The following is a 14,841-nucleotide window of genomic DNA, read 5'->3' as shown; positions in this document are numbered from 1 at the left end:
CGGATCCGGGCCCGACGCGCCTACCCTGGGAGAGCACGCTTTCCCCCGACGTGACAGGCAGCAGTGATCCGGTTCGACGACGTCACCAAGACGTACATGCGTGGCCAGCACCCCGCGGTGGAGAATCTCGACATCGAGTTCACCCGCGGGGAGTTCGTGTTCCTGGTCGGGGCGTCCGGCTCGGGGAAGTCGACCCTGATGCGGATGGTGCTCAAGGAGGTCGCCCCCAGCCGCGGCACGGTCTACGTCGCCGGCAAGGACCTCTCCCGCATCCCCTCCTGGAAGGTGCCGGCGCTGCGCCGCGACATCGGCATGGTCTTCCAGGACTTCCGCCTGCTGCCCTCGAAGACCGCCTACCAGAACATCGAGTTCGCGCTGGCCGTGATCGGCACCCCCCGCAAGGTGGTGCGCCGTCTGGTGCCGGAGATGCTCGAGATGGTGGGCCTCGAGGACAAGGGCAAGCGGCTGCCGCACGAGCTCTCCGGAGGCGAGCAGCAGCGCGTCGCGATCGCCCGCGCCTACGTCAACCGCCCCTCGATCCTGCTGGCCGACGAGCCGACGGGCAACCTCGACCCCTCGACGGCGGAGGGCATCCTCGACCTGCTCCACGAGATCAACGAGCGCGGCACCACCGTGGTCATGGCCACCCATGACGCCGTGGCGGTGGACCGGATGCGACGCCGCGTGGTGGAGATGGTCGGCGGCAAGGTGGTGCGCGACGAGGAGCGGGGGACCTACGAGACCACGGCCCCGGTCAGCGTCATCTCCGGGCACCTGCCCGATGACTCCGCCCACCGCGAGGAGCATCCGCTGGACGACGAGGAGCTGGTGCCCGACTGGGACGGCGCCCCCGCGGACGCCTCGCCCAGCACTCCGGGCGATCCGGCCGTCGAGGAGCAGGATCCCGCTGCCGGTCGGTGGACCGATGACGCGACGGAGCGCGAGGTCGAGCATCCCGATCCCGCCGCCGTCGACCCCCCGGCCGAGGACGTCCTCGAGGAGGACCTGATCGACGAGCGCGAGGCGCAGCAGGTCCTGGACGACGACTCCTTCGCCGAGGACGACGAGGAGGATCTGCGATGAGGGCGCGGTACATCCTCGGGGAGATCCTCACCGGCCTGTGGCGCAACGTCGCCATGGTCATCTCCGTCGTCATCGTCACGGCGGTCTCGCTGACCTTCGTCGGCACCGGCGCGCTGATGCAGAAGCAGATCATGGACATGAAGTCCACCCTGGTCGAGCAGTCCCAGGTGACCATCTTCCTGTGCTCGCCGCATTCGACCACCGCCTCCTGCGCGGGCGGCGCCGCGACCGATGCGCAGATCGAGTCCGTGCGCGAGGCGCTCGAGGGGGATGTGCTCTCCCCGTACATCGCCACCTACTCGGAGCGCTCGCAGGACGAGGCGCTGTCCATCTACCAGCAGCAGTTCGCCGGTGAGAGCTTCGTGTCGAACTTCGCCGCCGAGGACATGCCGGTCTCCTTCCACATCACCCTCGAGAACGCCGACGACTCCGCCGCGGTGGTCGAGTTCTTCCAGGGCCGTGACGGCGTGGACGAGGTCACCGACCTGCTCAGCGCCTTCGCTCCCTTCATCGACGTGCTCAACCAGTCCACCCTGTTCGCCCTCGGGCTCGCCGTGCTGATGCTGATCGCGGCGCTGCTCCTGGTGGCCACGACCATCCGCATGTCCGTCGCCAACCGGCGCCGCGAGATCGCGATCATGCGCCTGGTCGGCGCCTCGAACCTCTTCATCCGCCTGCCCTTCCTGCTCGAGGGCGCCGTCGCCGCGATCATCGGCGGCATCATCGCCTCCGGCATGCTCTGGGTGGGGCTGCACTACATCGTCCAGGGATGGCTCGCCCCCACCCTGGGGGAGCAGCTGATCACCGTCGGCACCGCCGACCTGATCTGGGCGGCCCCGCTGCTGATCGTGCTGGGCGCCGTACTCTCGATCGCCTCGTCGGTGGTCTCACTCAACCGTTATCTGAAGGTGTGAGCATGTCCCGGAACGTCCTGCGCCGTCCCCTCTGCATGCTCGCCGCCGCCCTGGTGGCGATGCCGATGCTGGTCTCCCCGCTGTCCCCGGCCCTGGCCGAGGGATCGAAGGACGACAAGATCGCCGAGCGCGAGGAGGTGGACCAGCGGCTCGAGGATCTCCGCATCGAGCTCGACGACGTGGACACCGAGCTCGCCGACACCTACCTGGCTCTGGCCGAGACCGAGCTGCTGATCCCGCAGGCGCAGCAGGACCTCGAGGACGCTCAGGCCGAGCTCGAGGACGCCCGCGAGGAGGACCGCCGCATCGGCGAGCGGCTCAGCGCCGCCGAGGAGGAGGAGCAGCGGCTCTCGGGCGAGGTCGAGGAGGGTCAGCAGGAGGTCGATCGCAGCGACGGTGAGCTCGCCGACGTGGCGATGACCGCCTACAAGGGCGGGGGGATGCCGAGCCCGTCCACGATCTACATCGGCAACCAGTCGCCCCAGGACGCTGTGGACCGCTCGATGAACTACCGCCTCACCATGGCCTCGCAGGGCACCCGCCTGGAGACCCTGCGCACCGATCAGTCCGTCACCGAGAACTCCGCCGAGCGGCTCACCGCGGTGCGCGAGGAGATCGACCAGCTCAAGATCGACGCCGAAGAGGCCGTCGAGCGCACCGAGGAGGCCGAGCAGGTGGCCGCCGACGCGAAGCAGGAGCTCGAGGACCTCTACGACCGCCAGACCGCCCAGCGCGACGACCTCGAGGAGCAGAAGGAGAAGTACGAGGGCGACGTCTCCGAGCTCGAGACCCGCAGCTCCACCCTGGACTCCGAGATCGAGGAGCTCGCCCGGCAGGAGCGCGAGCGCGAGGAGAAGAAGAACCAGCAGGGCCAGCAGCAGAGCGGCGGCAGCGGCTCCGACGACTCGAGCGCTCCGGCGAGCTCGGGAGGCTGGAGCTACCCGGTCAACGCCCGCCTGAACTCGAACTTCGGGTGGCGCGTCCACCCGATCTACGGCACCCGCAAGCTGCACGCCGGGGTCGATTTCCCGGTCGCGTGCGGCGTCCCGGTGAAGGCCACCGCCTCCGGCCGGGTCCTCGCCACGACCTACAACAGCGGCGCCGGCAACAAGGTCATCCTCAGCCACGGCGTGAAGAACGGCCGTCTGATCACCAGCTCCTACCACCACCTCCAGGGCTACGCCGTCTCGGCGGGACAACAGGTCTCGGCCGGGAGCACCGTCGGGTACGTGGGCACCACCGGGTCCTCCACCGGCTGCCATCTCCACTTCGAGATCCACGAGGACGGCAACGCCGTCAATCCCAACAAGTACCTCTGAGCGCGGCGGCCTCGAGAGCATCCTCCCGGTGCTGCTCCCGAGCGGCGGTGCGGTGTCCCGGGCGCTGCCCGGGGCGGCCTGCGTCACGGCGTCGGAAACTTCCTCGCGTCCGGCGGTGGCAGCGTCGTAAGCTGGGACGTCCGGTCGCGACGCGATCGGTGGATCATGCACGGCGAGCACCCGACAGGAGGGGCACGATGGCGGCGAAGAAGTCCGCGACGAAGAAGGCGGCCGCCGACGACGGCCCCCAGAAGAAGCTGATCGCCTCCAACAAGCGCGCTCGGCATGACTACTTCATCGATCAGACCTGGGAAGCCGGCATCGTGCTGACCGGGACCGAGGTGAAGTCGCTGCGCGACCGCGGGGCCTCCCTGATCGACGGCTACTGCTACGTCGAGGGCGGCGAGGTGTGGATGGACAACGCCCACATCGCTCCCTACGTCAAGGGCACCTGGACGAACCACGCCGCCCGCCGCAAGCGCAAGCTGCTCATGCACAAGCAGGAGATCGAGAAGCTCGCCAGCAAGTCTCGTGAGAAGGGCTTCACGATCGTCCCGTTGGAGATGTACTTCCTGGGCTCGCACGCCAAGGTCCTCATCGGTCTGGGCCGCGGCAAGAAGGAATGGGACAAGCGCCAGACCCTGCGCGAGAAGCAGGACATGCGCGAGGCGCAGCGCGCCATGCGTCGGCGCGAACTCGCCTGAGCTCCGTCGCGCTCGGTCAGGACGTGAGGTCGCGGCGTTCGAGCCGCGCAAGGGTCTGCCGGCTCGAGTCGAGGACCCCCTCGTCCGCCACGCCGAGCCGCTCCCGCATGATCAGGGCCCGCTGAGCGTCCTCGATCGCAGCCTCCCAGCGTCTCCCGGCCGCCTCCGGGAGGCCGTCCCGGTGCTCGGCCAGCGCGTGCTCGAAACGACATGTCGCCCTGTGCTGGAACACGGCGGCCAGTGCCGAGAGGGAGGACGGTGAGGTGGGGTCCTCGAGCCCGGTCTCCTCGGCGGCGAGGTCCAGCTGCTCCTCGGCGGCGAGGAACGCACCCTGCCACTGCAGCACGTGGGCATAGCGGGTCCGCCGCACCGCCCTCATCACCGGGGACAGGCCCTGGTCCGTCAGGGCCCGACGACCGGCGATCGCCGCCTCGTCGAGCCGGTCGAGCATCCTCAGGTAGGAGACCGTGCGCGGGTCCAGGGGATGCTCCTGGCACCAGGCGGAGAGCGCGGAGGGGTCCGAGACCACCTCCCTCAGGGTCTCGTCGTCGATACTGACCTGCACGCCCGCCGCGTCGAAACTGCTCACCGGCACATCATCGCCGGGCGGGTGCAGACAGGTCCAGCGCGCGGGGCTTCGCCGTGAGCTGAGGGATATCCGCTTCAGATCGTCGTCGAGGCGGGGTAGACTCGAGGAACGGCGCAACGGGCGGCCCCCGAGGTCCGCCCAGCGTCCGTGGGTGTTTGACAAGAGAAGAGTGAGTGCAAGGGTGACCCGAGAGGGTCGCCGATGTCTGTGCTGTACCCACGCAAGGGGCCGATCGGTTTCGACGGTAGTTGTCCAGCGAGGGGAAGCGGGCCGAGAATCCAGAGTCATCTCGTTAACGTCCTCTGGAAACCAATAAGTGCCGAACCCAAGCGCACTGACTTCGCTCTCGCTGCCTGATCAGCGTTAGCAGTCTGGAACCCCGGGGGTGCTCCTGACCCGGATCGTTCCATCATCCAAGGAGCCACTGCTGCCGACCCTCGTCATCGGGGAAGGATGAACACCTCAGAGTGACTGAGTCCGTCGACGACGTGTCCGTGGGATCGTCGGGACTGAGAAAACGCCAACACGGACTGCGCCCGGAGAAGCCCTCGCTCCGCACTATCGGACGCGGGTTCGATTCCCGCCGGCTCCACCATTGCACTCACCACGAGAGGCCCCCTCACCTGCACTGATGTGCAGGGGAGGGGGCCTTTCCCGTGTCATGCCCACATTTGTGCCCACTCTCGTGCGCTCCGGCGCGTCGCCCCGGCGGCCGGCCCCGCGCCCAGGAGGGACACAGGGCCGGCGCGGCATCCGTTCGGTGGTCAGCCGCCGTAGCTCAGCCCGTGCCCGAGCTCGTAGCGATTGCCGTCGGTGTCGACGTACACGTACGGCCGGCCGTCCATGTGCCGCTCCTTGGCGACGCCGGGGACGTCGTTCGGGGAGGCACAGCGTCCATGCTCGTCCACCGCGATGGCCGCGGCATCGATCGGGAAGGTGATCGGCAGCGACCCGGTGGGGGAGAACTCGCCGAGGATCGCTTCGACCATCACCTGGTAGTCCGTCTCGAAGCCCATCAGGAACGCGTCGGCGAGCGGCTCGAGCGAGTCCAGCAGCCACGGGAACAGCGTGTTCAGTCCGATGACCAGGGTGTCCACGTGCTCGCGGATGTCCCGGACCTTCTCGATGTCCACATGCGAGTGATCGCCGATCGAGAGGTCGCCGATCCCCGCGAACTCGAAGTAGGAGCCGATGACGGGCCGCAGCAGCAGGATCGCGACGTCCGCGTGGCGGTGGTCGCTGGTGAAGGCGATGGCCGGATGGGCCTCGGCCAGACGTCGCCGCAGCGCGTCGAGCTCCTTGACCGTCAGATCCTTCGAGAACAGCTCGACGTAGACCGACGTCCCCGCGAGGGAGTCGGCGGTCAGCGGCAGGGTCCCCTGATGGTTCTTCGCGAGCACCACGGATCGGCGGTGGGCGTCCTCCGCCGCGGCGCGCGCCTCGGCGTTCTGGACCACGCGATCGGCCTGCTCCGGATCCGCGTACGGGTCCTCGAACAGCCCCAGGGCGAACAGCTCCTCGAGCAGCAGCGCGGAGGCCTCGTCGAGCCGTGCGGCGGTGAACTGCCCCGTGACGTACGCCTCGCGCACCGCGGCGACGTCGTTGGTGTCGGCGAACATGTCGGTGCCGGCCATGACAGCTCGTCCCACCCGCTCGGGGGTGTCGAGGTCCTCCGCGCCCCAGGCCATCTTCGAGAGCACCCCGGAATCGGAGTTGATGTAGCCGCGGTGGCCCATCTCCCGCAGCAGGTCCAGGATCTCGGTGTTGTAGGCGAAGCCGACCTGCTCGAAGTCGGTCACGCGCCCCTGCGGGGTGGAGGACTTCTCCTCCGAGGGGATCGCGTAGTACGGCATGACCGAGGAGGTGCCGGCGTCCAGCGCCGCCTGGAACGGCGGCAGGTGGTACTCCTCGAGCGAGCCCGGCGTGGGGTAGATGTTGAACCGTCCCTCGGCGTAGTGCGGATCGGTGCCGTTCTCGCGGGCCCCGCCCCCGGGGAAGTGCTTCGTGGTCAGGGCGACGCCGTCGGCGTCCAGACCGTCCTCGCCCTGGAAGCCGCGCACGAGCGCGCCGATCGCTGCGCTGACGAACGCGGGGTCCTCTCCGAACGTGCCCTGGCCGCGGAACCAGCGCGGGTCGGTGAACACATCGGCCATGTACATGTAGCCCTTGCGCAGCCCGCACGCCCGCCACTCGGCGCGGGAGTGCTCGGCGAAGGACTCGATGACCTCGAGCGAGTCGGTGGCTCCGAGCCCCAGGGTCCCCGGCCACTGCGTGAACGGCTGATCCTCGGGGGTGGCGCCCATCCTGAAGCCGCCGGTCTCGTTCTTCGAGTTCGCGGCCACGATCACGGGGATGCCCCAGCGGGTGTGCTCGGCGACCTCGTTCATCGTGTTGATCCAGGTCGCGATGCGGGCGCCGGTCGGCTCCTCGCGCATGATGAAGTGGCGGATGTGCAGGTCCGCGATCATCTGGGTGGTGCCCTCGAAGGGGATGCCGGCGCTCGTGTGCGGATCGATCCTGATCGGCAGGTACTGCTCGTCGAGCACGCCGTCGTGGCTGGTCATCTCCGGATTGCGCTGGGAGATGCCCATGGGGCGCGAGGTGATGACCATCAGGCCGATCTTCTCGTCCGGGGACATCCTCGTCACCAGGTCCGCGGCACGCTCGGCGGGGCTCAGGCGCCAGTCCTCGAACGGGGTGAGCTCACCGTCCCCGTCGAGGTCCCGGAACTGCAGGCCATCGACCTCGATGATCTGCTTGACCCGGCTGGAGAGGCGTGGCTGCTCGGTCATGGATGTCCTCCTGTGGTGATCGGTGCGTCGCTGCCCAGGGAGTTCGGGGCGGGCGGTGTCGGAAGGGCCTCCGGCGATGCTGGTCGGTGTCGGAGCCGTTCCCTCGTCGGCGCGGTTCCGCTCGATGCCGAGAAGAGGTGCTCCCCTCGCATGCCGGTCACGGTAGAGCGCTGACGGCGCCGCCTGCCGGTCTTGCCTCGAATTGCCTCGCGGCGCACCGGGGGAGCATCGGCCGGTGGAGCATCGGAGGGGAATGAGGCGACCGGAGGGCCTGCGGCGGCACCGCCTTCGGCAAACGGCGACCAGAAGTCGCGGCGGACCCGGTACGGTGGGCAGATGACCGGCGTTCCGCGAGTCGCCCCCTCTCCGCCCCCTGCAGACCTGCCCGTGGACCTGCGCCGCGTGGAGCTGCTGTGTGCGAGGCTGCGTCCCGAGGAGGGGGTCGAGCTGGAGCGGATCCAGTGGGCGATCGGGAAGGCACCCCGCGGCGAGGGCTGGGACAACGTCCTGTGGCCGATCGGGACGCTCGAGGGCCGCCCCCTGGTGCTGCGGGTCGCTCGCCGCGAGATCGCGCGCACGCTCCTGAGCCGGGAGGTGACGGTGCTGCGGCGCCTTCGGGGCCTGGGCACGCAGCTGCCGATGAGCATGCCGACGGTCCTGGCGACCGAGGACGACGCCGTGCTGGTGCCGTGGATCGAAGGTGTCACGGCGGCCGAGGTCGCGGTGCAGGTGCGGATGAAGGTCGCCCAGGACCTCGCCCGCATGCTCGCCACGATCCATTCGGGGCCCGCTCCGGAGGTGGGGCGCAATCCTGTGCGCGGGGTGCCGCTGGCCACCCGGGACGAGGCCTTCGTCGAGGATCTCGCACGGGCGCCGCTGCCGGCGGAGCAGAAGGAGCGGGCGCAGGAGCGCTGGATCGACGGCCTCGAGGCCGATCTCTGGACGGGCCGCGAGCTGCTGCTGCACGGGGACCCGCATCCGGGCAACGTGGTCGTCCCCGAACCCGGACGGGGCGGCACGGCCTCGCTCATCGACTGGGGCGACACCACGCGCGGCGACCCGGCGAGCGACCTGGGCGGTCTGCTGCTCCACGATCCCTGCGACGCGCTGCTCGCGGCGTATCGGGAGACGGCGGCCTGGACCGGCATCGAGGACGAGGGTACCTGGGAGGCGCTGGTGGCCAGGTCCTGGGCATGGGGGACCAGGATGGCGCTCTCGCTGGTGACTGCCTACCCGCCCGAGCACGGGCTCGGCGCCGCCGGCCATCGACTCCTCGCGCGGTGACAGCGGACCGACCACCGGGGATCCGCTCCCGTCCCCGGCATGTCGGGGGTCAGAGGGCGGAGGCCCAGGACCTCCCGTCGGCCCCGGGACGGACGGCGGCGAGGCCGTACCACAGGGTGAGGAGCTCGAGCCGTTCCGCCTCGGCCTCGCTGAGGGGCAGCAGGGACTCGTACCCCTCGCGCAGCGCCGCCCGCGCCGGCCGCGGCGTCGGCCCCCAGTCCGTGAAGCGTGTCGCGAGGTAGACCGAGGCGCGGGCGAGATCGTCCACCCGATGCGCGGGCTCGACCTCGTCGAAGTCGAGCACCGCGACCACGGCGGAGTCCCGCACCAGGATGTTCGCCGCTCGGAAGTCATGGTGGACCAGCTGCTGCTCCTGCCGCAGCGGAGACGCCTCCTCGAGCAGCCGGGCCAGACGCCGAGAAGCCTCGGGCACCAGGCCGCGATCCGATGCGGCCAGCCAGCGGCGGATCCGCTCGATCGGTTCCTCGCCCATCATCTCGACCGACACCTCGCCCACCGATTCGCTCGGTTCCTCGGCCGCCCGCAGCGCCTCGTGCACCGCCGCCAGGGTCCTGCCGGCCGAGCGCACCGCGCTCAGGTCCTCGACATCGAGCCAGTCCCCCTGGATCTCGGGCAGCAGCGCGAGGGAGAGCGGACCGCCCGGCCCGTCGAGCTCGAGCCGCACGAGGCCGTCCCGTGCCGGCAGCGGAGCGGCGACCGGCACCCCCAGGGCCGCCAGACGGTGCAGCAGGCGGGTCGAGGCCGCGAGGGCTGCGAAGCGGGAGCGCTCCCGCGAGAGCTTCAGGACCAGGGGCCCGGCATCGCTGTCGAGCCAGGCGATAGCGTTGTGATCACTGATCACCAGGCGCGAGCACGCCCGCAGCCGGATCCCCCAGTGCTCGGTCAGGACCGCGCCCGCCCAGGCCGTGCACTCGCCGAGGTCCCGGAACCCGAAGCGCTCGCGCAGCGCGGCACCGGGGTCGGTCCCCTCCCACAGCATGGACAGTCCTGGCGGCAGCATCGACCCACCGTAGCGGCGACAGGGCGACCGGGCGACAGGGCGGCAGGGCGGCAGGGCGGCAGGGCGGCAGGGCGACGGGCGAGGAGCATCTGCGCCGCAGTCCCTGCCCGCGGTGCCCGATGTGGCAGGCATCGCCCGGGACCGGAATGCACGCGACCGGCCCCGTCCCGTCCACGTAGAGTGGCCCCGCCATGACCACGCCCTCCTCGACCCCCGACGCACATCCCGGCCAGACCACCGACGGGCCCTCGGCCGCGCCCCGGATCACCTATCCGGGGGACCTGCCCGTCTCCCAGCGCCGCGAGGACATCCAGGCCGCGATCCGGGAGCACCAGGTCGTGGTCGTCGCGGGCGCGACCGGTTCGGGCAAGACCACCCAGATCCCCAAGATGCTGCTCGAGCTCGGCTACGGTCGGCGCGGGAAGCTCATCGGTCACACCCAGCCCCGACGCATCGCCGCCCGCTCCGTCGCCCAGCGGATCGCGAGCGAGCTCGGGCAGAAGCTGGGGGAGGGGACCGTCGGTTTCCAGGTCCGCTTCACCAAGGAGACCTCCCGCGGCACCCGGCTGAAGCTCATGACCGACGGCATCCTGCTGGCCGAGATCGGCCGCGACCGACTGCTGACCCGGTACGACGCGATCATCATCGACGAGGCCCACGAGCGGTCACTGAACATCGACGTGATCCTGGGCTACCTCCGCCAGATCCTGCCGCAGCGCCCGGACCTCAAGGTCGTCATCACGTCGGCGACCATCGATCCCGAGCGCTTCGCCGAGCACTTCGCGGCCACCCTCCCCTCGGGCGAGAAGCGGCCCGCGCCGATCATCGAGGTCTCCGGACGCACCTACCCCGTCGAGATCCGCTACCGCCCGCTCGTGCTCGAGGCGGACCTCGCCGAGGACGACGAGCTCGAGGACATCCACTCCGTCGAGCGCGACCTCACACAGGCCATCACCGACGCGGTCGACGAGCTCGCCGCCGAGGGGCCCGGCGACATGCTCGTCTTCCTCCCCGGCGAGCGCGAGATCCGCGAGATCTCCGACGCGCTGACCGACCACCTGACCCGCGGCACCCGCGGGCGCTCCGCCCTGCCCGTCGAGGTGCTGCCGCTGTTCGGGCGCCTCTCCGCCCAGGATCAGCAGAAGATCTTCTCCCCGCCCAGGGCCGGCGCCTACCGTCGCATCATCCTGTCCACGAACGTCGCCGAGACCTCGCTGACCGTTCCCGGCATCACCTACGTGATCGACTCGGGGCTCGCCCGCATCTCCCGCTACTCACAGCGCACCAAGGTGCAGCGCCTGCCGATCGAGCCGATCTCCCAGGCCAGCGCGAACCAGCGCTCGGGCCGCTCGGGCCGCACCTCCCCGGGCATCGCGATCCGGCTGTTCTCCGAGGAGGACTTCGAGGGCCGCGACGAGTTCACCGAACCCGAGATCCTGCGCACCGCACTGGCCTCCGTGGTGCTGCTGATGACCTCGCTGGGCCTGGGGGACGTGGAGTCCTTCCCCTTCGTCGAACCTCCCGCCTCCCGCGCGGTCACCGACGGCGTGCGCCTGCTCGACGAGCTCGGCGCGATCGAGGACGCCCCCGGCGAGCCCGGTGGCCGCCGGCTCACCCGGATCGGCCGCACCCTCGCGCGCTTCCCGCTGGACCCCCGCATGGCGCGCATGCTCATCGAGGCGCATCGCCTCGGAGCGCTGCGGGAGGTGCTGATCATCGTCGCGGCGATGTCGATCCAGGACCCGCGCGAGCGCCCGCTGGGCCAGGAGCAGCAGGCCAGGGAGAAGCACAAGCGCTTCGATGACGAGACCAGCGACTTCCTCGCCTACCTGAACCTCTGGAACCACCTCCAGGAGCGCCGCAAGGAGCTGTCCTCGAGCGCGTTCCGCCGCGAGGTGCGCGCCGAGCACCTCCACTACCTGCGGATCCGCGAATGGTGGGACCTGCATGCCCAGCTGCGCGACATGGCCAAGGACGCGGACCTCACCCGCAACGACAACGACGCCTCACCGCAGGCGATCCACCAGGCGCTGCTGGCCGGCCTGCTCAGCCACGTGGGTCTGCAGGACGACCGCACGCGCGAGTACGCCGGCGCCCGCGGCGCCCGCTTCGCGCTGTGGCCCGGCTCGGCGCTCGCGAAGAAGCGGCCCGACTACGTGATGGTCGCCGAGCTGGTGGAGACCTCCCGGCTCTGGGGCCGCACCGCCGCCCGCATCGACCCGACCTGGGCCGAGGAGACGGGCGCACACGTGGTCAAGCGCTCCCACTCGGCCCCGCACTGGTCCTCCAAGCAGGCCTCCGCGATGGCGCACGAGAAGGTCACCCTCTACGGGGTGCCGATCGTGGCGGACCGGGTGGTGGGCTACGGCCGCATCGATCCCGAGGCGGCGCGCGAGATCTTCCTCCAGCACGCCCTCATCGAGGGCGACTGGCGCACCCGGCACCACTTCTTCCGCGACAACCGCGCCCTGATCGCGCAGCTCGAGGAGCTCGAGGCCAAGACCCGTCGGCGCGACCTGCTGATCTCCGACGAGCAGCTGTTCCGCTTCTACGACGAACGGATCCCGGCGAGCGTCGTCTCCGGCCGGCACTTCGACAGCTGGTGGAAGAAGCAGCGCCACGAGACCCCGGATCTCCTCACCCTCACCGAGAAGGACCTGCTGGCCGCCGACGAGGGCGTGGCCGAGGCGATCGCCGCCGACTTCCCCGACACCTGGGTGCAGGGGGACATCACCCTGCCGCTGAGCTACTCCTTCGGGGACGTCGGCGCGAAGGGCACCGACGGGGTCACCGCCACGGTGCCGCTGGCCGTGCTGAACAGACTGCAGCCGCGCGGCTTCGACTGGCTGGTGCCCGGGATGCGCCAGGAGCTCGTCACCGAGCTGATCCGCTCGCTGCCCAAGCCGATCCGACGGCACCTGGTCCCCGCCCCCGAGCGCGCGAAGACCGTCGCGGCCACGCTCCACGACGACGATCCCGACGCGGGGGAGGCCTTCCTCGAGGCGGTGGCGGACGAGCTGGTGGCACTGCCCGGGGTCCCCGACGACCTGCCGCTCTACGGCCCCGAGTTCGACACCTCCAAGCTGCCCGCCCATCTGCGCATGCACTTCCGGGTGGTCGACGACAAGGGCGCCCAGATCGGTGCCGGCGACGATCTCGAGGCGCTCAAGGAGCGGCTCAAGAAGCGCGTCGACGCCTCGGTCTCCGCCCAGGCCGACGATCTCGCGCAGAAGGACCTGCCCGGCTTCCCCGCGCAGGGAGTGCCGTCCGTCCACGAGTCCGTCGTCGGCGGGCTGAAGGTCACCGGCTATCCCGCGCTGGTCGCCCGGCGAGCGGGCGACGGCCGGCTCGAGCGGGTGGACCTCGCCGTCCTCGCCACCGCCGACGAGCAGGCCCTCTCCCACCGCGAGGGGGTCATCGCCCTGCTCGACCGCGAGATCGGCACCGACCTCTCCGGAGTGCTGAACTCCCTGCCGAACCCCACCAAGCTCGCCGTCTCCGGTTCCGAGTACGCCTCGACCGCCGCCCTCCTCGCCGACGCGTCCCGGGCTGCGACCGTGCACCTGGTGGGCCAGGCCGACGTGCGCACCCGGAAGGACTACGACGCGCTGCTGGACCGGGTGCGGGCCGAGCACGACGTCCTCGCCGCACAGGCGGTCAAGGACGCCGCCTCCGCGCTCGCCGTGTCCGCCACGCTCCACCGCGAGCTGAGCCGCGCGACCTCGCTGGCGGTGCTCTCCCACCTCACCCAGATCCGCGAGCACGCCGCGTCCCTGCTCGGGGACGGGTTCGTCTCCCGCACCGGCGTGGAGCACCTGCCCGACCTGAGCCGCTACCTCCGAGCGGACCTGCAGCGACTGGAGAAGCTGCCGGAGAACCCGCGCCGCGACGAGCAGTGGGCCTGGCAGATCCGCGACCTCGAGCAGCACTGGGCCACGCAGCGGGCGAAGCTCTCCGCCCGTCGGCGCTCCGAGCCCGCGGCTCGCGAGATCGACTGGATGCTCGAGGAGCTGAGGGTGAGCCTGTTCGCGCAGACCCTCGGCACCCGGCAGACGGTCTCCGACAAGCGCGTGCGCAAGGCGATCGCCGAGCTCACCGGCTGAAGCCCGCCGACCGGGACCCCGCCCCCGGTCGGTCCCGAGCTCCTGCGAGTGAGCCAGGTCCCCTCCCGCGCCCTCCCGCACTGACTTGTGCAATCTTTACCCGATTCATGAGGCCGACCGGGCAAGGGGGTCCGTGTCCCGCGCCGTCGCGCGGCGTACGGGCCCGCGACCGGTGCGGACGGCACCCGCGACGCGCCCCCGGAGATCCTCATGCGCAGGTCATGCGCGTTTCAACTCTGCGGCCACGACGCCCGGCACTGTGCTCGTGCGCACTTCACAGCCTCCCAGGTGGTCGTTACGTTGGCACGGCCCGGTACGTCGGGCACCGCCTTGATCTCCGGCCCGAAGGAAGCACCACATGCCGATCTCCACCACCGAGCGCACGCTCGCTCCGCGCACGGCGCTGTCCCGACGCCACCTGTTCCTGGCCGGGGTCGTCGGACTCTCCTCCCTCGCCGCCCTCGGCAGCGTCGCCCCGGCGCGTGCCGACGACGAGGTCTGGAGCGAGGAGTTCATGACCCGCCCGGAGACCCGTGAGGGCTTCCTCGTCGACGACCTCGACGAGTGGCAGGAGGAGAACGCGAAGTTCGTCATCGCGGTGTGCACAGGGCACGGCCTGGACGAGTCGGCCGCGAAGATCGTCCTCATCACCGCGATCGTCGAGTCCTGGCTGCGCAACTACGAGCCGGCCGTGGACCTCGACTCGGGCGGCCTGTTCCAGCAGCGTCCCTCGATGGGGTGGGGCACCTACGACGAGGTGCGCCACAAGAAGCTCGCGATCGACGCCTTCCTCGGGCTCGGCGACCACTCCGCCGCCCCCGGCCTGCTGCAGGTCGCTCCCGACTACGCCGACTGGGAGCCCGGTGCCGCGGCCCAGGCCGTCCAGATCTCGGCCCACCCCGAGCGCTACAGCGAGCAGCTCCCCGCCGCGCAGATCCTCTGGGACCGCTTCGCGGACGAGGTCGCCCCCTACACCGACTGAGACCGTCGGATCCCCCTGACCCGCCGTGCGTCGCAGCGTCGCGTCGCACG

The 14,841-nt window shown here is 70.7% G+C and carries 10 protein-coding genes and 1 other RNA gene; 8 read left to right on the top strand and 3 right to left on the bottom strand.

The window, feature by feature from the left end; translation table 11 throughout:
• Positions 1-63: 63 nt before the first annotated feature.
• From ftsE to smpB, 4 genes are all read left to right on the top strand, one after another.
• Positions 64-1,083 (top strand): cell division ATP-binding protein FtsE, encoded by a 1,020-nt coding sequence (gene ftsE / locus ACT3SP_RS13185; protein ID WP_444587756.1) that lies wholly within the window; start codon positions 64-66, stop codon positions 1,081-1,083.
• Positions 1,080-1,997, top strand: coding sequence for a permease-like cell division protein FtsX (gene ftsX / locus ACT3SP_RS13180; protein WP_444587755.1), 918 nt, complete (start codon positions 1,080-1,082; stop codon positions 1,995-1,997). Before ftsE ends, ftsX begins: the two co-directional genes overlap by 4 nt.
• A 2-nt stretch (positions 1,998-1,999) precedes the next feature.
• On the top strand, positions 2,000-3,316 hold the full coding sequence (locus ACT3SP_RS13175; RefSeq protein WP_444587754.1) for a murein hydrolase activator EnvC family protein: 1,317 nt from the start codon (positions 2,000-2,002) through the stop codon (positions 3,314-3,316).
• Positions 3,317-3,513: 197 nt separating this feature from the next.
• Complete coding sequence (gene smpB, locus ACT3SP_RS13170) at positions 3,514-4,020, top strand: SsrA-binding protein SmpB (RefSeq protein WP_444587753.1); 507 nt, start codon at positions 3,514-3,516, stop codon at positions 4,018-4,020.
• A gap of 16 nt (positions 4,021-4,036) precedes the next feature.
• On the opposite strand, the gene ACT3SP_RS13165 is transcribed toward smpB, so the two are convergent.
• Positions 4,037-4,609, bottom strand: coding sequence for a hypothetical protein (locus tag ACT3SP_RS13165; RefSeq protein WP_444587752.1), 573 nt, complete (start codon positions 4,607-4,609; stop codon positions 4,037-4,039).
• A 224-nt stretch (positions 4,610-4,833) separates the two neighbouring features.
• Here ACT3SP_RS13165 and ssrA point away from each other — a divergent pair.
• Positions 4,834-5,204, top strand: a transfer-messenger RNA (tmRNA) gene (gene ssrA, locus ACT3SP_RS13160).
• 169 nt (positions 5,205-5,373) lie between these two features.
• On the opposite strand, the gene ACT3SP_RS13155 is transcribed toward ssrA, so the two are convergent.
• Positions 5,374-7,401, bottom strand: a complete 2,028-nt coding sequence (locus ACT3SP_RS13155; protein ID WP_444587751.1) for a glycoside hydrolase family 3 protein — start codon at positions 7,399-7,401, stop codon at positions 5,374-5,376.
• A gap of 336 nt (positions 7,402-7,737) precedes the next feature.
• On the opposite strand from ACT3SP_RS13155, the gene ACT3SP_RS13150 reads away from it, so the two are divergent.
• Complete coding sequence (locus tag ACT3SP_RS13150; RefSeq protein WP_444587750.1) at positions 7,738-8,685, top strand: phosphotransferase; 948 nt, start codon at positions 7,738-7,740, stop codon at positions 8,683-8,685.
• A 49-nt stretch (positions 8,686-8,734) separates the two neighbouring features.
• Here the strand turns inward: ACT3SP_RS13150 and ACT3SP_RS13145 are convergent, their stop codons facing one another.
• Entirely contained in the window at positions 8,735-9,706 is a 972-nt protein-coding gene (locus tag ACT3SP_RS13145; protein ID WP_444587749.1) for a phosphotransferase enzyme family protein, read from the bottom strand.
• A 191-nt stretch (positions 9,707-9,897) separates the two neighbouring features.
• Between ACT3SP_RS13145 and hrpA the strand changes: the two genes are divergently transcribed.
• Together hrpA and ACT3SP_RS13135 are read left to right on the top strand one after the other, a co-directional pair.
• Complete coding sequence (gene hrpA, locus ACT3SP_RS13140) at positions 9,898-13,809, top strand: ATP-dependent RNA helicase HrpA (protein WP_444587748.1); 3,912 nt, start codon at positions 9,898-9,900, stop codon at positions 13,807-13,809.
• 358 nt (positions 13,810-14,167) lie between these two features.
• Entirely contained in the window at positions 14,168-14,791 is a 624-nt protein-coding gene (locus ACT3SP_RS13135) for a hypothetical protein (RefSeq protein ID WP_444587747.1), read from the top strand.
• Positions 14,792-14,841: the final 50 nt, after the last annotated feature.

It is taken from the genome of Brachybacterium sp. AOP43-C2-M15 (genome assembly GCF_052446295.1).
Taxonomy (GTDB): Bacteria; Actinomycetota; Actinomycetes; order Actinomycetales; family Dermabacteraceae; genus Brachybacterium.
The sequence above is the reverse complement of the archived record's forward strand: the minus strand, read 5'-3'. Positions and strand labels throughout refer to the sequence as shown.